The sequence below is a fragment of the Rhizobium sp. PAMB 3182 genome, from assembly GCF_052908355.1.
The window spans coordinates 2,202,583-2,227,809 of sequence record NZ_CM128607.1; the positions used below are offsets into that span (position 1 = coordinate 2,202,583).

The following is a 25,227-nucleotide window of genomic DNA, read 5'->3' on the forward strand; positions in this document are numbered from 1 at the left end:
CGGTTTTATCTTTCACCAAGCTATGGTAACGCGGCTGCGACTTATCCCTGATCGCCGCCCTTCCCGGGCGATTTCCCCCGTCCGGGGCAAACCGGAGCTCGAACACCATGGCCGTCATCTCGAAGAAAATCCCCGCGCCCGACAAGGTCAAGATCAAGACCGCGCTGCTTTCCGTCTCCGACAAGAGCGGCATCGTGGAACTTGCCAGGACGCTGAGCGAAGGCGGAGTGAGGCTGCTGTCGACCGGCGGCACGCACAAGGCGATCGCCGAAGCCGGCCTGCCGGTGACCGACGTTTCGGAAGTCACAGGCTTTCCGGAAATCATGGACGGCCGGGTCAAGACGCTGCATCCGAAGGTCCATGGTGGTCTGCTGGCGATCCGCGACGACGAGGAACACCAGGCTGCGATGGCCAAGCACGGCATCGACGCCATCGATCTCGTCGTCATCAACCTCTATCCGTTCGAAAGTGTGCGGGCGGCGGGCGGCGATTACCCGACCACGGTCGAGAACATCGATATCGGCGGACCGGCGATGATCCGCGCCTCTGCCAAGAACCATGCCTATGTGACGATCGTCACCGATCCGGCGGATTATGCCGAGGTGACGGACGCCCTGAAGGCGAACGGCTTCGAGACCGGCTACGGGCTTCGCCAGACCCTTGCTGCCAAGGCATTTGCCCGCACTGCGGCCTACGACGCGGCGATTTCCAACTGGTTTGCTGAAGCGCTCGATATCAAGGCGCCGCGCCACCGTGTAATCGGTGGCGCACTCAAGGAAGAGATGCGTTACGGCGAGAATCCGCACCAGAGCGCCGCCTTCTACGTCACCGGCGAGAACCGTCCGGGCGTCGCGACGGCCACGCTGCTGCAGGGCAAGCAGCTCTCCTACAACAATATCAACGACACGGATGCCGCCTTCGAACTGGTGGCGGAATTCCCGGCTGAGAACGGCCCGGCCTGCGCGATCATCAAGCATGCCAACCCGTGCGGCGTTGCCACCGGGCCGACGCTGAAGGATGCCTACACGCGGGCACTCGCCTGCGATCCGGTGTCCGCATTCGGCGGTATCATCGCTCTCAACCAGGTGCTCGATGCCGAGACCGCCGAGGAGATCGTCAAGCTCTTCACGGAAGTCATCATCGCGCCGGAAGTCACCGACGAGGCTAAGGCGATCATTGCCCAGAAAAAGAACCTTCGCCTGCTGACGACGGGAACGCTTCCCGATCCGCGCTCGCCGGCTCTGACTGCCAAGACCGTTTCGGGCGGCCTGCTGGTGCAGACTCGCGACAATGTCATGGTCGAGGACCTTGAGCTCAAGGTGGTGACGAAGCGTGCGCCGACCGCGCAGGAGCTTGAAGACATGAAGTTCGCCTTCAAGATCGCCAAGCATGTGAAGTCGAATGCGGTGATCTACGCCAAGGATGGCCAGACGGCCGGTATCGGCGCCGGCCAGATGAGCCGTGTCGATTCAGCCCGTATCGCCGCCATGAAGGCCGAGGACGCCGCCAAGGCCATGGGCCTGGAAACGCCCCTGACCCGCGGTGCGGCCGTTGCCTCCGAGGCCTTTTATCCGTTCGCGGACGGCCTGCTGGCCGCCATTGCCGCCGGCGCCACCGCGGTCATCCAGCCGGGCGGCTCGATGCGCGACGAGGAAGTCATCGCCGCCGCCGACGAACACAATGTGGCGATGGTCTTCACCGGCGTTCGCCACTTTCGCCACTAGGCACATCCGTCATACCGCAGTCCGGCCGGGCGAACCGGCCGGATATGGCGTTCCGATCAGGATTGCAAGCCCGCCGCACAGGAAGACGAGCAGCATCGCCATGCCAAGATGGGCCGAACCCGTCAGGTAGGCGACCAGCGAGAAGCTTGCGGTCGCCATGAAGCTCGTGGCGCGGCCGGAGAGCGCGTAGATGCCGAAATAGCGGCCGGCCTCATCGAGCGAGATGCTGCGGGCGAGATAGGAGCGCGATGACGCCTGCACCGGGCCGAAGGCCAGGCCGATCAGCACGCCGTAGAGAATATAGGCCTTCTCCGCCGCCGTCGCGAAGATGCCGCCATTGTCCATCATCGACAGATGAACGAGGCCGAACAGGGTGTAGCCCGGTCCGGTGGATATGATGCCGGCGGTGGCGACCGTCAGGCAGACAAGGCTGGAAAGTACGGTCACCTTTGAGCCGAAGATCCGGTCGATGGCGCTTGCCGCCCAGCAGCCGCCGATCGCGACGACATTGAGGATGATGCCGTAGATGCCGATTTCCATGGTTGCCCAGCCGAACATGCCCGCGGCAAAGGCCCCGCCGAGGAAGAGAAGGCCGTTGACGCCGTCCTGGTAGATCATCCGCGCGACCAGAAAACGCAGGATGGCGGGCCGGCCCCGCAACTCCTTGAGGGTCGATTTCAGATCGGACAGGCCATGGCGGACCGCGGCGCCGAGCGCTTCGCCCTTCTTCGCATCGGGGGTGAAGAAGAACATCGGCATGATGAAGATGAAATACCAGACAGCCGAAATCGGACCGGTGACGCGGGCGTCTTCGCCGGCTGCCGCGTCGAGGCCGAAGAGCGGCTTGGCGCCGAGGATGGTCAGCCCCGTCTCGGGGCTTCCGGCGAGGAAAAGCACCAGGAAAATCAGGACGATCATGCCGCCGAGATAGCCGAGCCCCCAGGCGATGTTGGATATCCTGCCGACATTTTCGGTGGAGACCAGCCGCGGCATCATAGAGTCGTTGAAGACGATGGAGAATTCCGCGGAAATCGACGCCAGGATCATGAAGATGACCGGATAGATCAGCGGCGAGCCCGGGGCGGCAAACCAGAGCATGAACAGGCTGGCGATCTTGATCGTCGCGAAGAAGGCGATCCATGGCTTCCGCGCTCCGCTGCGGTCGGCAATCGAGCCGAGGATGGGCGAGAGGATGGCAATGACGATCGAGGCGATCGTGCCCATGTTGCTCCATACCGTCTGCGCCGACACGGGATCGGTCGTCAGGCGGGAGACGAAATAGGGGCCGAATATGAAGGTGGTGACCACCGTGAAGAACGGCTGGGCGGCCCAATCGAAGAACATCCAGCCCAATACGCCTCTGCGCGTGGCCGGCGCAGCGTGAGCCAGTGCATCGGATGCTGAATTCAAGGCATGTCTCCGGACGAGCGACCGCCGGGGCTGGCGGCCGGGTGACGTTCAGCCGCCTGCCGGAAGTCCGCTTTGGCGGCGCTCCCTGCGGACGGCGTGTCAGACAGTCTCACCTGGAGGCGGTTTGCGCAAGGTCGTTCAGGATGCCCGCGGCGACGGCCACCTTGGCGAGCGTCGGATCGGCCTTGTCTCCCAGAATGCGCAGTTCCGCAGCCATGCGCTCGATTGCCCCCTTGTCGGCGGAAATCCAGGCGCTGACCGGTGATTTGTGGTTCGGGTTGCCGGTCATGGCGGCCACGGCGATGCGGCGGCGCGCCGATGCGATCTGATCGAGGCAGCGCACCAGCGCGAGGGTGTCATAATGGTCGGCGGTGACCACCCTGTTGCCGGAGACGATCAACTGGTCGACATGAAGTGCCTTGCCGGCCTCGAAGAAGGCGATGGCCGCCCGCTGCAGGCTTTGCGCCGAATCCGTGGCGATCTCGATGATGTCGGGGATGACGAGAAGGCCGCGCAGGGCGGCAATTTCCTTCGCCAGTTCTTCCGGAACACCGGCATCGATCATGCGCGCTTCACGCTCCCCGATTCCCGTGGCGATCTCCTCGGAAATCAGCGTCGGAATCACCGACTTGAGCTTCTTCATTGCAGCCTTGATGGCGTCGACGTGCTCGGCCATGCTGTTCGCCGACACGCCGGTCTTGGCGAGGATCTGCGTCGCCATGGCGTGCACGGCGCAGATTTCCGCGTAGATCGCGTTTTGCTGGCTGCCGTCAATGGCGCCGTCGAGCTTGTGGGTTTCCTCCCAGAGCCGGGTCAGGTCGAAGCCGTCGCGCACGACCGCCGCGGCCTTGACGATATCGGCGGACGTGGCGCCCGTGGCATCACCGATCTGCACGATGAAGCCCGGTCCGCCCCAGTTGATCGTCTCGTTGCCAAGCAGGGTGGAGATGATTTCCCGGCGCAGACGGTGCCCGGCGATGTCCTGGGCGTAGGTGCGCTGCATCTTCTGCGGAAAATAGCCGGCAAGAAGATCGGCGAAATAGGGATCGTCCGGCAGGTCGCTCGCCACCAGCTCGTCGAAGAGGACGATCTTGGCATAGGACAGCAGCACGCCGATTTCCGAGCGCGTCAGCGTCTTGCCGCTGGCGTAGCGCTCGGTCATTGCGGCATCGTCCGGCAGGGTTTCGACATGGCGGTCGAGATGGCCGTCGGCTTCCAGCACATTCATCAGGCGGCCGAGTTCCTGGCCGTTCGCGGCACCCTTGTCGGCGGTCAGCGAAATGGCGAGCGTTTGCAGGTAGTTGTTGCTGAGCACCAGCTCGGCGACTTCCGGCGTCATGGAGGCGAGCAGTGTATTGCGCTTTTCGCGCGTCAGCCGTTCGTCTCGCATGGCGCTTGCGAGCGCGATCTTGATGTTGACCTCGACGTCGGAGGAGTTCACGCCGGCCGAGTTGTCGATGGCGTCGGAGTTGCAGCGGCCGCCCTTCAGCCCGTAGACGATGCGGCCCTTCTGCGTGACGCCGAGATTGGCGCCTTCGCCGATCACCCGGGCGCGGACGTCGCCGCCATTGATGCGGATCGGATCGTTGGCGCGGTCGCCGACTTCGGCGTCGGTTTCTTCCGGCGCCTTGATATAGGTGCCGATGCCGCCGAACCAGAGGAGATCGGCCGGCGCTTTCAGGATTGCCGTCATGATTTCGAACGGCGTCGCGACGGTCTTGTTGAGGTCGATCGCGGCTGCGGCTTCCGCAGTCAGCTTCACCGATTTCTCGGCGCGGGAAATGATCATTCCGCCCTTGGAAAGCAGGTCCTTGTTGTAGTCCTGCCAGCTGGAGCGGCCGAGATTGAACAGGCGCTTGCGCTCGGCAAGCGAGGTCGCCGGATTGGGGTCCGGATCGATGAAGATGTCGCGATGGTCGAAGGCGCCGAGCAGGCGGATCTTCGGCGACAGAAGCATGCCGTTGCCGAACACGTCGCCCGACATGTCGCCGACGCCGACGACGGTAAACGGCGTCGTCTGGATATCCGTTCCCATTTCGCGGAAATGGCGCTTCACGGCTTCCCAGGCGCCGCGGGCGGTAATGCCCATCTTCTTGTGGTCGTAGCCGGCGGAGCCGCCGGAGGCGAAGGCGTCATCCAGCCAGAAGCCGGCTTCCTGTGCCAGCGCATTGGCGGTGTCGGAGAAGGTGGCGGTTCCCTTGTCGGCGGCGACGACGAAATAGGGATCGTCGCCGTCGAGGCGGATCGTGTCGGCCGGACCGACGACATCATTGCCGTCGATGTTATCGGTGATCGACAGCATCGTGCGGATGAAGGTCTTGTAGGCTTCGCGGCCGGCGTTGAAGACCTCGTCGCGGCTGCCGCCTGCCGGCAGCTGCTTCGGATAGAAGCCGCCCTTGGCGCCGACGGGGACGATCACGGCATTCTTGACCTGCTGTGCCTTGACGAGGCCGAGCACTTCCGTGCGATAGTCCTGCGCGCGATCTGACCAGCGCAGGCCGCCGCGAGCCACCTTGCCAAAGCGCAGATGGACGCCTTCAACCTCCACGCCGTAGACGAAGATTTCGCGGAACGGGCGGGGATTGGGAAGCCCTTCCAATATTGCCGGATCGAGCTTGAAGGCCAGTACGGGCTTTGGCTTTCCGTCGGCGTCGGTCTGGAAGTAGTTGGTGCGCAGCGTCGCCATGATCGCATTCATGAAGCGCCGCAGGATGCGGTCTTCGTCGAGGTTCGGTACGGAAGAGAGGCTTTCCTCGATCTTCTCGGTCAGGGCTTCCGTTCGCCGTGCGCGCGTCTTGTCCGAGGCAGCCGGGTCCATCCGCTCCTTGAAGAGGGTGAACAGGTCGGCTGCGATATCGGGGTATTTGTTGAGGGTTTCGGCGAGATAGCCCTGCGAATAGGTGATCCCGGTCTGGCGCAGATAGCGGGCATAGGCGCGCAGGACATTTGCTTCGCGTGCCTGAAGTCCGGCGCCGAGGATCAGCCGGTTGAAGATGTCGTCATCGACCGTGCCGGCGAAGGCGGCGATGAAGGCTTCCTTCAGCGCTGTCCCCCGGCGCTCCAGGTCGACATTCCGGCCGTCCTGCGGTTCCAGTTCCATGTCGTGGAGGACGATCACCTGGTTGCTGTCGTCGCCGGTCGAGACGTGGAGTTCGAACGTGCGCTCGCTGATGACGTTGAAGCCCAGATGCTCGAGCAAGGGGACGCGGCGCGAGAGCGCGAGATGGGAGTTGGCATGGAAGATCTTCAGCGACAGGATGTCGCCGTGATCACTGGCGCTCTTGTAGAAGTCGATGCTGATTTCGGCGCCGTTGCGGCAGGCGATCACATGCGGAAGGTCGGCAACCGCCTCTTCCGGCGTGAAGGCTTCCTGAAAGGCCTGGTTGGTTTCGATGCGCGGCGCCTTGGAGCCGGCGAGCTGGGCGAAGCGGACATCCCAGCGGCTGGCGATCTCCCTGACGGCCTCTTCCAGCTTCGCCTGCGGCACCCGCGGCGTCTTGCCGGTCGAGCGGCCGATGATGAAGTGCACGCGCGCAACGCCGCCCTCCGGGAAGGCCGGGTAGTAAGCGGAAACGCGGCCGTCGTAGACGGTCTTGAAGTAATTGCCGATCTTCTCGCGGACGGCCGAATTGTATTCGTCCCTCGGCACATAGACGAGAAGCGAGACGAAGCGATCGAAATGGTCGATGCGTGGCAGGACCCGCACGCGCGGCCGTTCGCTCAGGTCGTTGATCTGCTCGCAGAAGCGGGCGAGCAAGGGCGCGTCGATCTGGAACAGATCGTCGCGCGGATAGGTTTCCAGCGTGTTCATCAGCATCTTGCCGGAATGGCTCTGCGGGTCGAAGCCGAAATGATCGACGACCTTCTGCACCTTGGAGCGCAGAAGAGGAATTTCCGAGGTCGCCTGGGTGTAGGCGGTGGAGGTGAAGAGACCGACGATGCGTAACTCGCCGATGACGTTACCGTCCTTGTCGAAGCGCTTGACGCCGACATAATCCATGTATGCGCGCCGGTGGACGACCGATTTCACATTTGCCTTGGTGACGATCAGGAAGTCCGGTCCGTCGAGGAATTCGAGGATTTCCGGGGTCGTGGTTACGGCCTCCGGTCCCTGGCGCAGGACAAGGACGTCGGGATCGGAGAGAAGACCGAGGCCTTGTCCCTGATCGCGCTCCACCTTCGCGCTCGCACCGCTGCCGGAATAGACGTAGTCGCGCATGCCGAGGAAGGTGAAGTTCTCGTCACGCAGCCAGGTGAGGAAGGCCAGCGCTTCGTCGCGATCGGATTTCTTCCGGCTGGCATTGTAGGCGGCAAGCTCCTCCATGGCGGTGTCGAGCTTGGAAAGCATCGGGCGCCAGTCGCGGACTGCCAGATGGACCTGCGAGAGGACGTGATAGAGTCGGGTGACCAGCTGTTCGGCCTGTTCCCGGGCGAGCAGCGGCAGGTGCAGCTGGATATGGCTGACGCGGGTTTCCGATTGCGACTTCTGGCCGGGCTGGGAGAGGACGACGCTTCCGTCGGCCGATACCTCGAGGATCGGGTGAACCGCGAGAAAGAGATCACGGTGGTTCTGCGAGACCTCGGTCATCACTGAATCGTAGAGGAACGGCATGTTGCGGTCGGTGATGCACAGAACGCTCGCCGCCTGTCCGCCGGGCTCCACCCCTTCGACCTGAGAGATCGTTATCCGGGTGTTTTCCCCGTCCCAGCTGAAGATTTCGCCGGCGGCGTGCACGGCGGAGCGGGCGAGCATGTCAGCGGAGTAATGCTCCAGGTCGTCGTTGCTGGCTCGGCCGAACAGGTAGGCGGGGTCGATGTGCGGCGCACCGCTTTCCTTGGCGAGGGCGCGGGCCTGTTCGATAAGCCGTTCGTGTCTGGAGCTGTTCCGCGAAGCCATTTAGACGTCCTCCCGTGACGATTTCGGATAAAATCCGCAAATTTTGGGCTGAATTCGCTTCAGTCGCGTTCTGGAATCTGCATTTTCCCAGTCATAACGTCGATTTTCCCTCAAAGTCGAGCGCCTTTTCTCCTCCGCCATGATTGAATCGATTTGACTTATGCAAATAATCGTAAGGCTGACGAAGGTGTTGACATCGGCCGCCTAATGGGTTGATGAGCCTTAACGTGTTTGTGGTGCCCCCGATGTCAGACGTCTCTCCGGCCGTACTCGTCATATCCAGCCATGTGGTTCGCGGCTCCGTTGGAAACCGGGCTGCGGCCTTTGCTCTGGAGGCGCTCGGCCATCCCGTATGGGCCATGCCCACCGTCGTGCTGCCCTGGCATCCGGGCCATGGACCGGCCACGCGGCTCTCGTTCGCACCGGACGATTTCGAGCGGGCGCTGGATGATCTGGCGAATTCGCCACGGGCAGGGGAAATCAAGGCGGTCCTGACGGGCTATTTTGCCAATGAGCAGCAGGTTCACTCCGCCGCCCGCCTGATCCGTGCGCTTCGGGCCCGGCGACCTGACCTCTTTTATGTCTGCGATCCGGTGATGGGCGATTTCGGTGGCCTTTACATCCCAGAAGCGACCGCGGCAGCCGTCCGAGACCAGTTGATCCCCCTTGCCTCGCTCGCCACGCCCAACCGGTTCGAACTTGGCTGGATGGCCGGCGCTTGGCTGGAAACCAATGCCGCCGTCATCGATGCCGCGCTGTCGCTCGGGCCGGCGCAGGTGCTGGCGACCTCCGCGGTTGCCATGATGAAGGGCAGCACCGGCAATCTCTTCCTGTCGGGCCGGCACGCCCTGATGGCCGAGCACCGGGCCATCGAAGGATCTCCGAACGGGCTGGGTGATCTGCTCGCCGCTCTCATGCTGTCGCGCCTCGTCAAGGGCGAGGACGAGGAGCGGGCGCTGCAGATGGCGACGTCCAGTGTTTTCGAAGTGGCCGCTCGCGCCGTCAAGCGCGGCAGTGACGAGCTGATGCTGGAGACGGATATCGCTAGCCTCTCCACACCGATGGCGATGGTGCAGATGCGCCGGCTTCATCATCCGGCCAAAAGCCGCTAGAACCATTCCAAACAGACCAAGAACAGGGATCAAAAATCATGCTGCGTTTTCCCAAGAGGCTGCTCGATGGCTACAACGACTTCATGGGCGGCCGTTATCATGACGAGCGCGATCGGTACAAAGCCCTGGCCGAACAGGGCCAAAAGCCTCAGACGCTGGTCATTGCCTGTTGTGACTCCCGCGCCGCGCCGGAAACCATCTTCAATTGCGGGCCAGGCGAACTGTTCGTGATCCGGAATGTCGCCAACATGGTTCCGCCCTACGAGCCGGACGGCAATTACCATTCCACCTCCGCGGCGCTGGAATTCGCCGTGCAGTCGCTGAGGGTCAAGGACATCCTGGTGATGGGACACGGGCGTTGCGGCGGCATCAATGCCGCGCTCAACCCGGATGGCGAACCGCTTTCTCCCGGTGACTTCATTGGCAAGTGGATGGGAATGCTGAGGCCGACCGCGGCGCAGATCATCGGCAATACGCTGATGACGACGTCCGAACGGCAGACCGCGCTTGAGCGGGTGTCGATCCGCAACTCGCTTGCGAATCTCCGAACCTTTCCCTGTGTCAAGATCCTGGAAGACAAGGGGAAGATCCAGCTGCACGGCGCCTGGTTCGACATTTCGACCGGCGAGCTTTGGGTGATGGACGCCGATACCGGTGATTTCATCCGTCCCAACGCATAACCGGCCCGCAAGGGGCCGGTCATCATCTCGTTTCAATTGTAATGGCGGCGGCCCTTACTGGGCGCTGTCTATCTGCTGGCCGATATAGGCGATCGCCTGCTGGTAGACGCCGGCGGCGTTCCAGCCCTGGATCGCGCCGAAATTGGCCTGGCCGGGCTGATAGCCGGCGCCGCGACGCCAGCCGTGGCCGACGAGGAAGTTGGCCGTCGAGGCAAGAGCGTCGGCGCGCGAACCGATCAGGTCGACGCTGCGGTTGCCGTCGCCGCTGACACCGTAGCGGATGACGTTGCGCGGCAGGAACTGCGTCTGGCCGATTTCACCATGGGCGGCGCCGCGTGCCGACGGGCTGAGGTAGCCCTTCTGCACGAGTTCCAGTGCTGCATAAAGCTGGTCGGTGAAGAAGGCCGAGCGGCGGCAGTCGAAAGCGAGCGTCGTGACGGCGGACAGGGTGTGCTGGTTGCCCTGGAAGCCGCCGAAGCCGGTTTCCATGCCCCAGATGGCGATCAGCGGACCGGCCGGCACGCCGTAGCGGCTTTCGATGGCCGCAAACAGCGAGGCGTTGGCGCGCTTGACCTGCTTGCCGCGGGAGATGATCGACGCACCGCCGCGCTTGCGCATGAACTGGTCGAAGGAGAGCTTGAAGCTGTGCTGGCCGCGGTCGGCACGGATCGTCGGGACATTGTACTTGACGCCCGAAAAGGCCTTGTTGAGCGTGGATGCGCTGATGCCGCGGGATTGCGCCTGCTGCTTGAAATCCTGAACCCAGTTGTCGAATCCGGCCGAGGTATTGCCGCATTTTGCTGCCGCCGATGCGCCGGAAACGGTGGTCAGAAGTGTTGCGGCTGCCAGTGCGGCGCTCGCAAGTATCGTTTTTACTGCTCGCATGAAATTCTCCTGGGGGATTCGGAAATTCGGCGGAAACATGCCAGTTTACCGGGTTTCTGTCACCACTGCCCTACTCCGAGAGCGTAAAAAAAAGGCGCATTCTCCGGCCTGTGTTGCGATATATTGACACGTAAAAGAAAAGGCGGCCTCCGGGGCCGCCTTTGGAACGCGTTTTTCTTCGCCGAAGGATCAGGCGGCCTTCTTCTTGGCGCTGATCAGGCCGCGATTGACGAGCAGCTCGGCAATCTGGATGGCATTCAGTGCCGCGCCCTTGCGCAGGTTGTCGGAGACGACCCAGATGTTGAGGCCGTTCTCGACAGTTGCATCCTCGCGGATGCGGGAGATGTAGGTCGCATCTTCGCCGGCGGATTCGTAAGGCGTGATGTAGCCGCCGTTTTCATGCTTGTCGATCACGAGGCAACCCGGCGCTTCGCGCAGGATGTCACGAGCCTGATCGGCGGTGATCTCGTTTTCGAACTCGATGTTGACCGATTCCGAATGGCCGATGAAGACCGGTACGCGCACGGCCGTGCAGGTGACCTTGATCTTCGGGTCGAGCATCTTCTTGGTCTCGGCAAGCACCTTCCATTCTTCCTTCGTGTAGCCGTCTTCCATGAACACGTCGATGTGCGGGATGACGTTGAAGGCGATGCGCTTGGTGAACTTCTTGTTCTCGATCGGGTCGGCGACGAAGACGGCGCGGGTCTGGTTGAAGAGTTCGTCCATGCCTTCCTTGCCGGCGCCCGAGACGGACTGGTAGGTCGAGACGACGACGCGCTTGATCTTGGCCGCATCGTGCAGCGGCTTCAGGGCGACGACGAGCTGGGCGGTCGAGCAATTCGGGTTGGCGATGATGTTCTTCTTCTTGAAGCCGACAATGGCGTCCGGGTTTACTTCCGGAACGATCAACGGAACCTCGGAATCGTAACGCCAGGCCGAGGAGTTGTCGATGACGACGCAGCCCTGTTCGCCGATCTTCGGGGACCACTTCTTCGATACGTCGCCGCCGGCCGACATGAGGCAGATGTCGGTGTCGGAGAAGTCATAGGTTTCAAGGTTTTTGACCGTGAGCGTCTTGTCGCCGAAGGACACTTCGGTGCCGATGGAGCGGCTGGAAGCCAGCGCTACAACCTCGTCGGCGGGGAAACCGCGCTCGGCAAGGATCGTCAGCATTTCACGTCCAACATTGCCGGTTGCGCCGGCGACTGCAATTTTGAAACCCATTTTCCTGCTCTCTTTTCTGCCTCTCCTCGGTCGGTTTGGAGGTGAACGACCGCATGTTGCGGCGTTCCGTCCCCGGCTTACCGGGGAGAGAGCGGCAGGCCGAAGGACGTCAGACGGTTTTCGTCGTTTTCGTTTTGGCCTTGGTTTTGGTCACGAAAAGGGAACATGCGGCGACATGCGCCTGAAGCGCGTCTTGGCCGGCAATGTCAAAGCGGTCTTGCATAGGACGGTTCCCTTTCAAGCCGAGGTAATACGAGCATTTTTGCAGGAGTCAAGTGGTCCGTTTGGCCTTCCAGGCGCGGATGCCGCTGAAGAGCGGCAGTCGGGGTGCCGGTATGCCGTGTCGGTCGATCAGGAACACCAAGCCGTAGCGGGAGAAGACGGCGGCCATCATGAAGGAGAACCAGCCGCCATAAGCGAGGCCGGCGATCACGTCGCTCGGATAATGAGCGCCGACGATGACGCGGGTCATGCCGAAGAAGACCGCAATCAGGAAAAAGGCGATGCGGTAGCGCGGGGCGAGCAGCGCGAAGGCCATGAAGAGTGCGCCGATGGTTGTCGCATGGCCCGAGGGGAAGCTCTCGAAACGGCTGCCGCTGAAGGCAGAGAAGTGAAACGGGCCCAGATCGTCGAAATAGATCGGGCGAGCCCGGCCGATGATGCGCTTGATGATGTTGGCCGAAAGGCCGGAGAGCGCGACCGAGAGAAAGAGGTAGGCGGCGAGATTGGCGTGCATCAGGGCGCGGATGCCCTGGCGCGTGCGGTTTCTCCACCACGCCGCCGTTCCGGCAATGAGTATGAATGCGCTGAGGAAGAGGATCCAGCCGGATTTGCCGACATCGGTGATGTCGCTGCCAAGCGCCCGGGTGAAGGCGGGAAGTTCCCGCGCCGACATGCCCAGGGGGATATCCAGCGTCAGTGCGGCGATGAAGACGAGACCGGCGGTGACGGCAAGAGTCTGGCGCCAATAGAGATTGGGAAACAGCGTGCAATTGCGGCGCTTGCGCCCTTCAAGCCAGTTCTGCCATTCACGGAAAGATGCCTGCAAGGATTTCTCGCCTCACCTGTTTTTATCAAGTTCTGTCAAGGCCGCGTAGCAATGATTCACGTGAAACTTTTGTTTCCCGCGGCGCGCTCCCCCAACAGATAGGGAAGCGCGCGCATGGAAAACAAGGGATCAGGCGGAAAGTGTCTTGAATTCCGCCAGAATGGCGTCGCCCATGTCCGTGGTGCCGACCTGGCGGCAACCTTCGCCCATGATGTCGCCGGTGCGAATGCCGCTGTCGAGGACGTTGGCGATCGCCTTTTCGAGATTGTCGGCTTCGGTGACCATGTTGAACGAATAGCGCAGGCACATTGCGAACGAGGCGATCATGGCGATCGGGTTGGCAATGCCCTTGCCGGCGATATCCGGTGCGGAGCCGTGCACGGGTTCGTAGAGCGCCTTGCGCTTGCCGGTCTTGGCATCCGGTGCGCCGAGCGAGGCCGACGGCAGCATGCCGAGCGAACCGGTCAGCATGGCGGCGACGTCTGAGAGCATGTCGCCGAACAGGTTGTCCGTCACGATGACGTCGAATTGTTTCGGAGCCCGAACGAGCTGCATGCCGCCGGCATCCGCCAGCATGTGGTCCAGCTTCACGTCGGAATACTTCGCCTTGTGGGTTTCGGTGACCACCTGGTTCCACAGCACGCCGGACTTCATGACGTTGCGCTTTTCCATCGAGCACACCGCATTCTTGCGGGTGCGCGCCAGTTCGAAGGCGACCGAGGCGATGCGCTCGATTTCATAGGTGTCGTAGACCTGGGTGTCGACGGCGCGCTTCTGGCCGTTGCCGAGATCGGTGATCGTCTTCGGCTCGCCGAAATAGACGCCGCCCGTCAGTTCGCGGACGATCAGGATGTCGAGGCCTTCGACCAGTTCCGGCTTCAGGGAGGAGGCATTAGCCAGCGCCGGATAGCAGATGGCTGGGCGCAGGTTTGCGAAGAGCTCCAGATCCTTGCGCAGGCGCAGGAGGCCGGCTTCGGGACGAACCTCGTAGGGCACGCTGTCCCACTTGGGTCCGCCGACCGCGCCGAACAGGACGGCGTCAGCGGCAAGCGCCTTCTGCATATCGCCTTCGGAGATCGCCGCGCCATGGGCGTCGTAGGCGCAACCGCCGACCAGGCCTTCGTCGGTTTCGAAGCCGGCGTTCATCTCGCTGTTCATATAGGCGATGACCTTGCGGACTTCGGCCATGGCTTCCGGACCGATCCCGTCGCCGGGCAGGAGAAACAGATTGCGGACGGTCATGAGGGCACCCTTCTTGACTGAAAATGAGGAGTTGGCGGTTCATAAACGGCGTCAGGGGGCTTTTCAAGCCGGATAGCGGCCTTCGCCGTACGGCGCGGTACGTTTCGGGGGCAATCCCGGAGGGGTCATTACCGGCTGGTCCCCGCGCGGCTGAATTTATTCGCGGCAATGCGGGAACCTCGATGCGGGTTGCGCGTTGCTGTCTTGGCGCGCTCTGTGTGCTCTGCCTAAAATTGTCACAGAAATGCGCCAGGCTAAAAAATAGCCATTATCCCTTGATGATGAACAGAGGAGCATCTAGCCTTAATCATCATGACATCAGAAAATTCAGATTACCTAAGCCGCATTCTACTCATTTCAACACATGGTTACGTCGCCGCCGATCCGCCGCTCGGCGCGGCAGACACGGGCGGGCAGGTCGTTTACGTGATCGAACTTGCCAAGAAGCTGGCGCAGCTCGGCTTTGCCGTCGACATCTTCACCCGGCGGTTTGAGGACCAGCCGGAAATCGACGAGGTCGACAAGAACGTCCGCGTCGTGCGCATTCCCTGCGGCGGCCGCGAATTCATTCCCAAGGAATACCTGCACCGCCACCTGATGGAGTGGTGCGAGAAGGCGATCCGCTACATCAAGCAGAACAATCTGCAGTACTTCTTCATCAACAGCCATTACTGGGATGCGGGCGTGGCCGGCCAGCGGCTTTCCGAATCCTTCTCCATTCCGCACATCCACACGCCGCACTCGCTCGGCATGTGGAAGAAGCGCCAGATGGAGACCGATTATCCGGACAAGGCAGACCAGTTCGAGACGGAATTCAACTTTTCCGAACGCATTCGCCATGAGCTGATCATCTATCGCAGCTGCGATATGGTGGTGGCGACGACGCCCGTGCAGCTCGACATGCTGATCAACGACTACAGTCTCAGCCGTGAGGCGGTGCACATGATTCCGCCCGGCTATGACGACAACCGTTTCTTCCCGGTGTCGGAAGCAACGCGGCAGATGCTGCGCAAGAAGGTCGGTTTCGAGGGCAAGACCGTGCTGGCGCTCGGCCGGCTGGCGACCAACAAGGGCTACGACCTGCTGATCGACGGCTTCTCCGTGCTGGCCGACCGCGTCCCGGACGCGCATCTGCATCTCGCCGTCGGCGGCGAGAACATGGACGAACACGAACGCTCGATTCTCGACAAGCTGAAGGCGCAGGTCAGCACGCTTGGTCTCGATAGCCGGGTAACGTTTGCCGGATTCATCGCCGACGAAGATCTACCGGATTACTATCGCGCGGCCGATATGTTCGTGCTTTCAAGCCGATACGAGCCTTTCGGCATGACCGCGATCGAAGCGATGGCCAGCGGCACGCCGACCGTGGTGACGGTGCATGGCGGGCTCTTCCGGGCGATCAGCTACGGCCGCCATGGCCTGTTTGCCGATCCTTTCGACAAGGAGGATCTGGGAATCACCATGATGAAACCCTTCAAGCATGCGCGGCTCTATGGCCGGCTTTCGCGCATGGGGGCGCACAAATCCCGCAGCCTGTTTACCTGGACCGGCATCGCCCAGCAGCTGATCGCGCTGGTCGAGGGACGTCCCATGCGCCAGGCCATGGCGCATGACAAGGAATGGGCCGAACCCTGGCACGATGACGACTGATGACGATACGGCTGTTTTCCTCCGACCTCGACGGCACGCTGCTCGGCAACACGCTGGCAGTCCTGCGGTTTCGCGATTTCTGGCAATCCCTTGATCCGGAGTCGCGGCCGTTGCTGGTCTATAACAGCGGCCGGCTCATCGACGACATGGAGGACGTCGTGGCGGAGGAAGGCCTGCCGCCTCCGGATATCTATATCGGCGGCGTCGGCACCATGCTCTCCGGCGACCATCCGGACGTCGACCGCGCCGGTTTTCTATCGATGCTTGGTGAGGATTTCGACGTGATGGCGATCGACGAGGTGATGCGGAGCATTCCCGGCATCGAACGGCAGCCGGAACGCTACCAGCACGGCCACAAGTCCAGCTGGTATCTGCGCGACGCGGACGAGGCGGAGATCCGCGACATCGAGCAGCGGCTGCAGGAAGCCGGCTATGCAGCACGGCTCGTCTATTCGAGCGGGCGGGATCTCGATGTCCTGCCAGACCGGGCCGACAAGGGCGAGGCGCTGACCTGGCTATGCGACAGCCTCGGCATCAGCCTCGGCCAGGTCGTCGTCGCCGGCGACAGCGGCAATGATGCCGGCATGTTCCGCCTGTCGGAGGTGCGCGGCGTGGTCGTCGGCAATGCGCTGCCGGAACTGGTGGCCCTCACGTCGAAAGACAACCGCTATTACCGCGCGAAGGCGCATATGGCCGACGGCGTGATCGAGGGACTGAAACACTGGGGCGTCGGCCAATAAAAAACCGGCCCGCCGTTTCCGGGGGCCGGTCCGTTCCTGACATCCGCCGGGCTTCAGGCCCAGGGATGAACTTCGGCGTTCTTCTTTTCGAACGTGTCGATCGACGAGACCTTTTCCAGCGTCAGGCCGATATCGTCGAGGCCGTTCAGCAGGCAGTGGCGCTTGAATTCATCGATCTCGAAGGAGATCTTGCCACCGTCCGGGCCGGTGATTTCCTGGCTCTCCAGATCGACCGTCAGCACGGCGTTGGCGCCGCGGCTTGCGTCGTCGAGGAGCTTTTCCAGCTCTTCCGGAGTCACCTTGATCGGCAGGATGCCGTTCTTGAAGCAGTTGTTGTAGAAGATGTCGGCGAAGCTCGTTGAGATGACGCAGCGGATGCCGAAGTCGAGAAGCGCCCACGGGGCATGCTCGCGCGAGGAGCCGCAGCCGAAATTGTCGCCGGCGACGAGAATCTGGGCTTTCTGGTAGGCCGGCTTGTTCAGCACGAAATCGGGGTTGAGCGAGCCGTCGTCAAGGTAACGGGCTTCCGCGAAAAGACCCGTGCCGAGGCCGGTGCGCTTGATCGTCTTCAGGTAATCCTTCGGAATGATCATGTCGGTGTCGATATTGACGACCGGGTAGGGTGCGGCGACGCCGGTGAGTTTGACGAACTTGTCCATAAGCCCTTCCTGCCTTCTCATACATGAACCGGACGGCGCCCTATGGCCGTCCGGAATTTCAGTTGCCCCGGCAATAGAGCAAAATCGGGCAAAAATGAAGAAAAAACTTCTCTTCGCTCAAAGGTCGATGATGGTGCCGCGACCGTCGTTCCAGATGCGCATCCGTTCTTCCTCGCGACCTTTGGCGGTGCGGGCGTGAACGTGGGCCGGCTTCAGGCGAAGGGAGATGGCGCGGCCGATCATCACGAGGGCGAGAATGCCGGTGAAGGCAACCGTCAGCGACGCCGCGAAAACGAACGTCAGGCCGACAAGGGCGGCTCCGGCAACGGTGAGGAGGATGGCGCGAATGTTCTGCATCGGGAAAAATCCTTTCATGATGAGCAATGTGAGATTTCATTGCGGCGCTTTCAAGAGGGATGCGGCCATTTGTCGGAGCTTGCGCCGTCGGGCAAAGCTTGGCATGACTTTGTCATGATGCCTTCAGCGCCCATTCACCCCGTCCGTATCCGCCGCTCGGTGCTTTGCGTGCCCGCGGCCAACCGGCGGGCGATCGCCAAGGTCGCCTCGCTCGGCTGCGATGCCGTGATCTTCGACCTCGAGGATTCCGTCGCCCCGGAGATGAAGGTCGAGGCGCGGCAAAATCTCTCGGACGCGCTGACCGACAGGCCGGCCGGCGCAATGGAAACGATCATCCGCGTCAACGAGCCGGGGACCGCGTTTCATACCGCTGACATGGATTGCGTTCTTGCCTGCCGGCCCGATGCCGTCCTCATCCCGAAGGTCGAGGAGCCGGAGGATATTTTCGCCGTGCTCGACCGCCTGGCCGAGGCCGATGCGCCGGAGAGCCTGCGCATCTGGGCGATGATCGAGACCCCGAAGGCGATCCTGAACCTGACGGCGCTCGCGGCGTCCGGCCGTACGCAGGCGTCACGGCTCGATTGTCTCGTCGTCGGGCTCAACGACTTGCGCAAGTCGACCGGCGTCCCGCCGGAGCCCTCCCGCTCCTATCTCGTTCCCTGGCTGATGCAGACGGTGCTGGCGGCGCGGGCCTATGGCCTCGACGTTGTCGACAGCGTTTCCAACGATTTCAAGGATCTCGGCGCCTTTGCCGCCGAATGCGCGCAGGGCCGGGCCATGGGGTTTGATGGCAAGATGCTCATTCATCCGGCCCAGATCGGCCCGGCCAATGCGGCGTTCGGACCCAGCGACCTGGCGCTTCGGGAAGCCGAGGCGATCATTGCCGCGTTCGCCGCGCCGGAAGCGGCGGGCATGGGCGTCATCAACATGGACGGGCGCATGGTCGAGCGGCTGCATCTTGCCGAAGCCGAAGTCCTCGTCCATAAGGCGTGCATGATTGCCGAACGCAAAAAGGCCTGACGATGAAACTCTACCGCTTTCTGACCGGTCCGGACGATGCTTCCTTCTGCCACAAGGTGACGGCGGCCCTGAACCAGGGCTGGTCGCTCGCCGGTTCCCCGACCTATGCGTTCAATGCAGAGGCCGGCGTCATGCAGTGCGGGCAGGCGGTCGTGAAGGATGTTCACGGCAAGGACTACCAGCCCGACATGAAGCTTTCCGAGCAATAGCTGCGCGGTAAGCTTCAGCGGCTGATCGTATCGGCGGTTTCCTCGATGCGCTGCATGTCGTCGTCGCTCAGGCCGAAATGGTGGCCGATCTCGTGGATCAGCACATGGGTGACGATGTCGCCCAGCGTCTCGTCATTCTCGGCCCAGTAGTCGAGAATGGGGCGGCGGTAGAGCGTTATGTGGTTCGGCAGCTCACCGGTTTCGAGCGAGAAGCGCTCGGAAATGCCACGGCCTTCGAACAGGCCGAGCAGATCGAACGGTGTTTCCAGCGCCATGTCCTCGAAAACCTCGTCCGTCGGGAAATCGGTCACTTCGATCACGAGGTTGCCGGTCAGCTGGCGAAACTCCTCGGGAAGGTTGCCATAGGCCTCTATGGCCAGCGACTCGAAGACGCTGATCGTCGGCGCGTGGCTGTCCCGCCAGTTTTCACTCAAGTCAATGCGGGCCATGTATGCTCCTTGTCATGGCGCTCATATAGCGTTTCCTGCAGATCATTTCGAGACCCTGTCCGGCAGCAGGCCAAAATCCTGAGATTTTGGTTGACTCTTTTCGAGCGCTCTGGAATCCATAAGAACATAACAGGAACATTTGGACCGTAGAGTGCGCAACGCTCCGGGCCGGTTCTGTAAACGTCGAAATTTCCAAGGAGTGAACGTCATGGCAGAGCTGGCCGTGGCGCGGCAGACTGTTGCTGCCCTGCAGGCAGAGATCGATCGCATCGAAGGGCGTGGCGCCGTGGTTGCCGCCGCGCGCAGCGATGCCGCCTGGCAGAAGCGCCAGGAGACGCCGGATCCGGTCGTGCCTCTGGGCATCACCGAGGTCGATGAGCAACTCCAGGGCGGCCTGCCGTCCTCGGGGCTCGTTGAGTTGCGTTCCGAGCGGTTGTCCGGGGCGGGGGCCGCCAGTGGCTTCGCGCTTGCCGTCTGCGCGCTGATGCAGGCGAGGCTGGAGGCGAAGGGCGGCCATGGGCGTCTGATCTGGATTGCCGATGCCATGGCCGGACGAGAGGCGGGCCTGCCCTATGCCGCCGGGCTCAAGGATTTCGGCCTGCGGCCGGAGAGCCTGCTTTATGCGGCGTCGCGCCAACTGGAGGAAACCCTCTGGCTGACGGAAACGGCGCTCGCCAGCGGCTCGTTTTCCACCGTCGTCCTGGAGGTCTGCGGCAATCCCAGGCATTTCGGTCTGACGGAAAGCCGCCGCCTGCATTTGCGGGCGCGGGAGGCGTGCGTCCCATTGCTTCTCGTCCGGCAGGGCGGAGAGGAGGAGGCGAGCAGCGCGCTCCTGCGCCTCAATGTCCGCCCGGCGCCGTCCGGCCTGCGCGGGCTTTCCGACGGAAGCCGGCTGGAGGCGAGCCTTGGCCATCCCGCCTTTCGTCTTGCCGTCGAAAAGAGCCATCACGCGATCCTTGCCGAGTTCGAACTGGAGTGGAACCCCGATGACCGTCAGTTTTTCCGCCCTGCCTCTCATGCAGCCGCCGTTTCCGTCCCGGCGGGACCAGCGCATTCTGGCGCTGGTGTTTCCGCATCTGCCGACGGATCGCATCGCCCGCAGGCGCTGGGGGCTCTCCTGGCGTTCGACCGGGCGTCCTGATCATCCGCCGCTTGTCTGCGTCGCCAAGCTCAACAACGCCATGCGGGTGACGGCGCTCGACGAGGTGGCGGAAGGGATCGGCTTCAAGCGAGGCCAGGGCATGGCGGAGGCGCGCGCCATGTCGCCCGACCTTGATGTCATTGCCGCCGACGAGGCCGCCGACCTGCGCTTCCTGGAGGCCATTGCCGACTGGTGCGACCGGTATACGCCGCTGGTGGCGCTGGACCAGCCGGACGGTCTCTTCCTCGACATCACCGGCTGCGCCCATCTCTTCGGCGGCGAGCAGGCGCTGCTTGAGGATATTCTCACACGGCTTTTCCACATGGGGCTCGACGTGCGCGGCGCGATCGCGCCTTCGCCGGGTCTCGCCTGGGCCTGTTCACGTTTCGGCGGGCCGGCCGTTTCGTTTCTGGGAGACGAGGCCCGGATCCTTGCCCCGATGCCACTGGCCTGCCTGCGCCTGTCGGCGGAGGTGCTTCTGGCGCTTTCGAAGTCGGGGCTCAAGCGGGTTGGCGACATTCTCGGTGCACCGCGCGCGCCGCTTGCCCGGCGGTTCGGTCCCGAACCGCTCCTCAGGCTCGACCAGGCATTGGGATCGGTGGGGGAATCGGTGTCGCCGCGCCGTCCGGTCGCCATCCTGTCGGCCGAGCGGCGGCTTTCTGAACCGGTTAGCGAGGAGGACGATCTTCTCCATCTCGCCGGACAGCTGGCGGGCTCCCTGAAATCCGGCTTCGAGGCGCGCGGAGAGGGCGGATTGCAGTTCGAGCTGCTCCTCTTCCGGGTCGACGGCAAGGTGTTCCGCATCCTTGCCGGCGCTTCCCTGCCGATCCGCGAGGCGCCGCGCATCGGCGCGCTTTTCAAGGAACGTTTTACGGCCCTGCATGAAAGCTATGATGCCGGCTACGGCTTCGAGATGCTGCGGCTCAACGTGCTGCAGGCAGCACCCTGCCGTGAACAGCAGCCGGATTTTACCGGCGAGGAGGATGAGGACCGGTCGTTTGCCGCCTTCGTCGACCGGGTGAGCGCCCGGCTGGGCGCCGATTGCCTGAGGGTGCCGATGACGCGGGAAAGCCATTGGCCGGAGCGCGCCTCCGTCCTGATGCCGGCAGGCGAGGCCGCCGATTGTCTTTCCGCTGCTTGTGAGCCTCGCCCGCCGCCCTTCAGGGCCGAGCGACCCTTACGCATTTTCCGCCACCCCGAACCGGTGGAAGCGATGGCGGACGTGCCCGAGGGGCCGCCCGTCCATTTCCGCTGGCGCCGGGCGCTCCATCGTGTCTTGCGGGCCGAGGGGCCGGAGCGGCTGGCGGCCGAATGGTGGATCGATGGCGAGGCGCATCCGACCCGCGACTATTTCCGGATCGAGGATGAAGCCGGGCGCCGCTTCTGGCTCTTCAGGGAAGGGCTTTACGAGCGGGAAGCCGGCGTGCCGCGCTGGTTCCTGCACGGAGTTTTCGCATGAATGCCGATCAGGGCTTTGCCGAACTTGGCCTGAAGAGCAATTTCTCCTTTCTGGAGGGCGCGTCTCATCCGGAAGAACTGGCCGTGACGGCGGCGCGAATGAAGCTTTCCGGCTTCGGTCTCGCCGACAAGAACACGGTGGCCGGTGTCGTTCGAGCGCATCTGATGGCGAAGGAGGAGAACATTCCCTTCCAGCCGGGGGCTCGGCTGGCGTTTTCCGACGGGACCCCGGACATTCTCGCCTATCCGAAGAACCGCAGGGGTTGGGGGCATCTCTGCCGTCTTCTGACGGAGGGCAATCTGCGCTCCAGGAAGGGGGACTGTACGCTTTATGAAAGCGATCTCTTCGAATGGGCGGACGACCTGCTTCTCGCCGTTCTGCCGGACCGCGATGCGGGCTTTTCCGATCTGCCGGCTTTCCTGTCGCGGCTTCGCAAGCGGGTCGGCATGGATGCCTATCTGGCGCTGGTCCCCCATTATGACGGTCGTGATCGCGAGATTTTTGCCGGCCTTGCCCGGTTGGCCCAGTCCGCCGGATTAAAGCTGCTCGCCACCAATGATGCCTGTTATCACCAGCCCGAGCGTCGACCGCTTGCCGACGTGGTGACGGCAATCCGCGAGCATGTGACGGTTGCCGCCGCCGGCCACCTGCTGTCGCCCAATGCCGAGCGGCATCTGAAGCGGCCGCAGGAGATGACGCGGATTTTCCGGCACTATCCCGAGGCGGTCGCCAACAGCCTTGAATTCTTCGGCAAGCTGCAATTCTCGCTGGAGGAATTGAAATACGAATATCCGGATGAGTCGGTGGCGGGCGAAACGCCGGCCGAGACCTTGCGGCGCCTCACCTATGAGGGTGCGGCGGAACGCTATCCGGATGGTCTTCCGGAGCGGGTGCACCGGCAGATCGAGCATGAGCTCGCTCTGGTGGGCGAGCTTCGCTACGAGCCCTATTTCCTGACGGTTTGGGATATCGTTCGTTATGCCCGCTCCCAGGGCATTCTTTGCCAGGGGCGCGGCTCGGCAGCCAATTCGACGATCTGCTTCTGCCTGAAGATCACCGAAGTCGATCCGACCCTGACGGATCTCCTGTTCGAGCGTTTCATCTCGCCGGAACGCGGCGAGCCGCCGGATATCGACGTCGATTTCGAGCACGCCCGTCGTGAGGAGGTCATCCAGTATATCTACGCGAAATACGGCCGGGACCGGGCCGGGCTGGCGGCCACCGTGATCTGCTACCGCATGCGCTCGGCTGGCCGTGAGGTCGCCAAGGTCTTCGGCCTGTCGGAGGATGTGCAGTCCGCGCTTTCCGGCAGCATATGGGGCTGGTCGTCGTCCGATTTCACCGAACGGGAAGCGAAGGCCGCAGGGCTGTCGATGGCGGACAAGGTCACGCAACGGGTTCTCGGCTATGCGACGGCCCTCATGAGCTTCCCGCGGCATCTTTCCCAGCATGTCGGCGGCTTCGTCATTACCCGTTCACGGCTGGACGAGGTCGTGCCGCTGATGAACACGGCGATGAAGGGGCGGACCATGGTCGAGTGGGACAAGGACGATCTCGATGCGCTCGGCATCCTGAAGATCGATATCCTGGCGCTCGGCATGCTGACCTGCATGGCCAAGGCCTTCGACATGCTGGCACTCCATTACGACCGGAAACTGACGCTTGCGACCATTCCGCAAAAGGAGGAGCAGGTTTACGACATGATCTGCCGGGCCGATACGCTCGGCGTCTTCCAGATCGAGAGCCGCGCACAGATGAGCATGCTGCCGCGGCTCAAGCCCCGCTGTTTCTACGATCTGGTGATCGAGGTGGCGATCGTCCGCCCGGGTCCCATCCAGGGCAACATGGTGCACCCCTACCTTCGGCGCCGGCAAGAGAAGGAGAAGGTGACCTATCCCAAGGAGGAGCTGCGCGAGGTCCTCGGCCGCACGCTCGGCGTGCCGCTCTTCCAGGAACAGGCGATGAAGATCGCGATCGTCGCGGCCGGCTTCACGCCGGGCGAGGCCGACAAGCTGCGCCGCGCCATGGCGACGTTCCGCCGGGTCGGAACCATTCACACCTTCCGCCAGAAGATGATCGACGGAATGGTCGCCAAGGGCTACGAGGCGGAGTTTGCCGAGCGCTGCTTCCAGCAGATCGAAGGCTTCGGCGAATACGGCTTTCCCGAAAGCCACGCGGCCTCCTTCGCGCTCCTGGTCTACGCCTCGTGCTGGATGAAGGCGCATTATCCGGATGTCTTCTGCGCGGCCATGCTGAATTCGCAGCCGATGGGGTTCTATGCCCCGGCCCAGCTGGTGCGCGATGCGCGCGAGCATGGCGTGGATATCCGCCCGGTGGACATTAACTGGTCCTGCTGGGATTCGATCCTTGAAGACGGCGTTTTCGATCCGGTGAGGATCGAGCGGCGGCATGCCGAGATGCGCGGGACGATCCGCACGCGCAAGGCGCTGCGCCTTGGTTTCCGGCAGATCAAGGGGCTTTCGCAGGATGACATGACGGCGCTCGCTGCCAATCGCGGCACGGGTTACGATTCCGTCCGCGATCTCTGGCTGCGTTCCGGATTGTCGAAGTCAGTGATCGAGCGGCTGGCCGATGCCGATTGCTTCCGCTCCATCGGCCTCGGCCGGCGGGAGGCGCTTTGGGCCGTGCGCGCGCTTGACGGGCAGAGTGCCGCCGAACGCTTGCCGCTGTTCGAAAACGCTGGCGGCGGCGACCTGCAGAAGGAGGCGGAGATGCGGCTGCCGACCATGCCGCCCGGCGAAGAGGTTCTGAACGACTACCGTTACCTGTCGCTGTCATTGAAGGCGCACCCGGTCTCCTTCTTGCGCAGCGTCTTCAATGCCGATCGTATCACGATCAACCGGGACCTTGAGACGATAGCGAACGGCCGCATGGTGTCGGTCGCCGGCCTTGTTCTCGTGCGGCAACGGCCGGGTTCCGCCAAGGGGGTCATCTTCATGACGCTGGAAGACGAAACCGGTGTCGCCAACACCATTGTCTGGCCGAAGGTCTTCGAGACCTATCGGCCGGTGGTCATGGGCTCGAGGCTGGTCAAGGTGACGGGCCGGTTGCAGAAGGCGGACGGCGTGATCCACGTGGTGGCAAACCGCATCGAGAACCTGAGCCCCCTGCTTTCGCTATTGGAGGAAAAGGGGGCCGGCATCGACTGCCTGGCCCGCGCCGACGAGGTTCGAAAGCCGCAGATGTCCCGGCAATTCGGCACGCCGCGGCAATCTTACGCAGGTCTTCTGGGCAAGGACAAAGGCGAGGATCAACGTGCGCTGGAAGGGCTGATGCCGAAGGGGCGCAACTTCCACTGAC

Annotated in this window: 19 protein-coding genes; 10 read left to right on the forward strand and 9 right to left on the reverse strand. The window is 62.9% G+C overall.

The features are described 5' to 3' along the window. Positions 1–107 precede the first annotated feature (107 nt). Positions 108–1,724 (forward strand): bifunctional phosphoribosylaminoimidazolecarboxamide formyltransferase/IMP cyclohydrolase, encoded by a 1,617-nt coding sequence (purH, locus tag ACU5AZ_RS10790; RefSeq protein ID WP_446822386.1) that lies wholly within the window; start codon positions 108–110, stop codon positions 1,722–1,724. A 9-nt stretch (positions 1,725–1,733) separates the two neighbouring features. Here purH and ACU5AZ_RS10795 read toward each other — a convergent pair whose 3' ends face one another. Together ACU5AZ_RS10795 and ACU5AZ_RS10800 are read right to left on the reverse strand one after the other, a co-directional pair. Next, positions 1,734–3,068 (reverse strand): MFS transporter, encoded by a 1,335-nt coding sequence (locus ACU5AZ_RS10795; protein WP_446825983.1) that lies wholly within the window; start codon positions 3,066–3,068, stop codon positions 1,734–1,736. Positions 3,069–3,243: 175 nt separating this feature from the next. Further along, a complete protein-coding gene (locus ACU5AZ_RS10800; RefSeq protein WP_446822387.1) occupies positions 3,244–8,031 on the reverse strand; it encodes an NAD-glutamate dehydrogenase in 4,788 nt (1,595 codons plus the stop codon). A 245-nt stretch (positions 8,032–8,276) separates the two neighbouring features. On the opposite strand from ACU5AZ_RS10800, the gene pdxY reads away from it, so the two are divergent. Both pdxY and ACU5AZ_RS10810 read left to right on the forward strand, forming a co-directional pair. Continuing rightward, positions 8,277–9,143 (forward strand): pyridoxal kinase PdxY, encoded by an 867-nt coding sequence (gene pdxY, locus ACU5AZ_RS10805; RefSeq protein WP_446822388.1) that lies wholly within the window; start codon positions 8,277–8,279, stop codon positions 9,141–9,143. Between the two features lie 38 nt (positions 9,144–9,181). Further along, positions 9,182–9,823, forward strand: coding sequence for a carbonic anhydrase (locus ACU5AZ_RS10810; protein ID WP_446822389.1), 642 nt, complete (start codon positions 9,182–9,184; stop codon positions 9,821–9,823). 54 nt (positions 9,824–9,877) lie between these two features. On the opposite strand, the gene ACU5AZ_RS10815 is transcribed toward ACU5AZ_RS10810, so the two are convergent. The 4 genes from ACU5AZ_RS10815 to leuB form a co-directional block, all read right to left on the reverse strand. Beyond that, the gene (locus ACU5AZ_RS10815; RefSeq protein WP_446822390.1) at positions 9,878–10,708 is read right to left on the reverse strand and encodes a lytic murein transglycosylase; all 831 of its coding nucleotides are present in this window, start codon (positions 10,706–10,708) and stop codon (positions 9,878–9,880) included. 189 nt (positions 10,709–10,897) lie between these two features. Next, positions 10,898–11,932: an aspartate-semialdehyde dehydrogenase gene (locus ACU5AZ_RS10820; protein ID WP_446822391.1), complete on the reverse strand. Its 1,035-nt coding sequence runs from the start codon at positions 11,930–11,932 to the stop codon at positions 10,898–10,900. 271 nt (positions 11,933–12,203) lie between these two features. After that, positions 12,204–12,980, reverse strand: coding sequence for a lipid A 1-phosphatase LpxE (lpxE, locus tag ACU5AZ_RS10825; protein ID WP_446822392.1), 777 nt, complete (start codon positions 12,978–12,980; stop codon positions 12,204–12,206). Between the two features lie 129 nt (positions 12,981–13,109). Further along, the gene (gene leuB, locus ACU5AZ_RS10830) at positions 13,110–14,222 is read right to left on the reverse strand and encodes a 3-isopropylmalate dehydrogenase (RefSeq protein ID WP_446822393.1); all 1,113 of its coding nucleotides are present in this window, start codon (positions 14,220–14,222) and stop codon (positions 13,110–13,112) included. A gap of 312 nt (positions 14,223–14,534) precedes the next feature. Between leuB and ACU5AZ_RS10835 the strand changes: the two genes are divergently transcribed. Continuing rightward, entirely contained in the window at positions 14,535–15,872 is a 1,338-nt protein-coding gene (locus tag ACU5AZ_RS10835) for a glycosyltransferase family 4 protein (RefSeq protein WP_446822394.1), read from the forward strand. Beyond that, positions 15,872–16,612: an HAD-IIB family hydrolase gene (locus ACU5AZ_RS10840; RefSeq protein WP_446822395.1), complete on the forward strand. Its 741-nt coding sequence runs from the start codon at positions 15,872–15,874 to the stop codon at positions 16,610–16,612. The genes ACU5AZ_RS10835 and ACU5AZ_RS10840 overlap by 1 nt, the downstream gene beginning before the upstream one ends. Positions 16,613–16,665: 53 nt before the next feature. Here the strand turns inward: ACU5AZ_RS10840 and leuD are convergent, their stop codons facing one another. Then, the gene (gene leuD / locus ACU5AZ_RS10845) at positions 16,666–17,271 is read right to left on the reverse strand and encodes a 3-isopropylmalate dehydratase small subunit (protein ID WP_446822396.1); all 606 of its coding nucleotides are present in this window, start codon (positions 17,269–17,271) and stop codon (positions 16,666–16,668) included. 117 nt (positions 17,272–17,388) lie between these two features. Further along, the gene (locus ACU5AZ_RS10850) at positions 17,389–17,628 is read right to left on the reverse strand and encodes a hypothetical protein (protein WP_446822397.1); all 240 of its coding nucleotides are present in this window, start codon (positions 17,626–17,628) and stop codon (positions 17,389–17,391) included. Between the two features lie 114 nt (positions 17,629–17,742). Between ACU5AZ_RS10850 and ACU5AZ_RS10855 the strand changes: the two genes are divergently transcribed. Both ACU5AZ_RS10855 and ACU5AZ_RS10860 read left to right on the forward strand, forming a co-directional pair. Then, positions 17,743–18,648 carry an HpcH/HpaI aldolase/citrate lyase family protein gene (locus ACU5AZ_RS10855; protein WP_446822398.1) on the forward strand — a complete coding sequence of 302 codons (906 nt, stop codon included), beginning with the start codon at positions 17,743–17,745 and terminating at the stop codon, positions 18,646–18,648. Positions 18,649–18,650: 2 nt separating this feature from the next. Further along, complete coding sequence (locus ACU5AZ_RS10860) at positions 18,651–18,857, forward strand: DUF1737 domain-containing protein (protein ID WP_446822399.1); 207 nt, start codon at positions 18,651–18,653, stop codon at positions 18,855–18,857. 14 nt (positions 18,858–18,871) lie between these two features. On the opposite strand, the gene ACU5AZ_RS10865 is transcribed toward ACU5AZ_RS10860, so the two are convergent. Further along, positions 18,872–19,306 carry a metallopeptidase family protein gene (locus tag ACU5AZ_RS10865; protein WP_446822400.1) on the reverse strand — a complete coding sequence of 145 codons (435 nt, stop codon included), beginning with the start codon at positions 19,304–19,306 and terminating at the stop codon, positions 18,872–18,874. 208 nt (positions 19,307–19,514) lie between these two features. On the opposite strand from ACU5AZ_RS10865, the gene ACU5AZ_RS10870 reads away from it, so the two are divergent. From ACU5AZ_RS10870 to ACU5AZ_RS10880, 3 genes are read left to right on the forward strand one after another with little or no spacing between them, the layout of a single operon-like run. Further along, positions 19,515–20,447, forward strand: a complete 933-nt coding sequence (locus ACU5AZ_RS10870) for an ImuA family protein (RefSeq protein WP_446822401.1) — start codon at positions 19,515–19,517, stop codon at positions 20,445–20,447. After that, complete coding sequence (locus tag ACU5AZ_RS10875; RefSeq protein ID WP_446825984.1) at positions 20,371–21,906, forward strand: Y-family DNA polymerase; 1,536 nt, start codon at positions 20,371–20,373, stop codon at positions 21,904–21,906. The genes ACU5AZ_RS10870 and ACU5AZ_RS10875 overlap by 77 nt, the downstream gene beginning before the upstream one ends. Then, positions 21,903–25,226, forward strand: a complete 3,324-nt coding sequence (locus ACU5AZ_RS10880; RefSeq protein ID WP_446822402.1) for an error-prone DNA polymerase — start codon at positions 21,903–21,905, stop codon at positions 25,224–25,226. Before ACU5AZ_RS10875 ends, ACU5AZ_RS10880 begins: the two co-directional genes overlap by 4 nt. The last annotated feature ends 1 nt before the right edge of the window (position 25,227 follow it).

Excerpts from the sequence above, each read along its gene's own strand:
- leuD (WP_446822396.1), bottom strand. The coding sequence starts at position 17,271 with ATGGACAAGTTCGTCAAACTCACCGGCGTCGCCGCACCCTACCCGGTC.
- ACU5AZ_RS10840 (WP_446822395.1), top strand. The coding sequence starts at position 15,872 with ATGACGATACGGCTGTTTTCCTCCGACCTCGACGGCACGCTGCTCGGC.
- ACU5AZ_RS10810 (WP_446822389.1), top strand. The coding sequence starts at position 9,182 with ATGCTGCGTTTTCCCAAGAGGCTGCTCGATGGCTACAACGACTTCATG.
- leuB (WP_446822393.1), bottom strand. The coding sequence starts at position 14,222 with ATGACCGTCCGCAATCTGTTTCTCCTGCCCGGCGACGGGATCGGTCCG.
- ACU5AZ_RS10820 (WP_446822391.1), bottom strand. The coding sequence starts at position 11,932 with ATGGGTTTCAAAATTGCAGTCGCCGGCGCAACCGGCAATGTTGGACGT.
- ACU5AZ_RS10860 (WP_446822399.1), top strand. The coding sequence starts at position 18,651 with ATGAAACTCTACCGCTTTCTGACCGGTCCGGACGATGCTTCCTTCTGC.
- ACU5AZ_RS10815 (WP_446822390.1), bottom strand. The coding sequence starts at position 10,708 with ATGCGAGCAGTAAAAACGATACTTGCGAGCGCCGCACTGGCAGCCGCA.
- ACU5AZ_RS10865 (WP_446822400.1), bottom strand. The coding sequence starts at position 19,306 with ATGGCCCGCATTGACTTGAGTGAAAACTGGCGGGACAGCCACGCGCCG.
- ACU5AZ_RS10855 (WP_446822398.1), top strand. The coding sequence starts at position 17,743 with ATGATGCCTTCAGCGCCCATTCACCCCGTCCGTATCCGCCGCTCGGTG.
- ACU5AZ_RS10795 (WP_446825983.1), bottom strand. The coding sequence starts at position 3,068 with ATGTTCTTCGATTGGGCCGCCCAGCCGTTCTTCACGGTGGTCACCACC.
- ACU5AZ_RS10870 (WP_446822401.1), top strand. The coding sequence starts at position 19,515 with ATGGCAGAGCTGGCCGTGGCGCGGCAGACTGTTGCTGCCCTGCAGGCA.
- ACU5AZ_RS10850 (WP_446822397.1), bottom strand. The coding sequence starts at position 17,628 with ATGCAGAACATTCGCGCCATCCTCCTCACCGTTGCCGGAGCCGCCCTT.
- ACU5AZ_RS10880 (WP_446822402.1), top strand. The coding sequence starts at position 21,903 with ATGAATGCCGATCAGGGCTTTGCCGAACTTGGCCTGAAGAGCAATTTC.
- ACU5AZ_RS10800 (WP_446822387.1), bottom strand. The coding sequence starts at position 8,031 with ATGGCTTCGCGGAACAGCTCCAGACACGAACGGCTTATCGAACAGGCC.
- purH (WP_446822386.1), top strand. The coding sequence starts at position 108 with ATGGCCGTCATCTCGAAGAAAATCCCCGCGCCCGACAAGGTCAAGATC.
- pdxY (WP_446822388.1), top strand. The coding sequence starts at position 8,277 with ATGTCAGACGTCTCTCCGGCCGTACTCGTCATATCCAGCCATGTGGTT.
- ACU5AZ_RS10835 (WP_446822394.1), top strand. The coding sequence starts at position 14,535 with ATGACATCAGAAAATTCAGATTACCTAAGCCGCATTCTACTCATTTCA.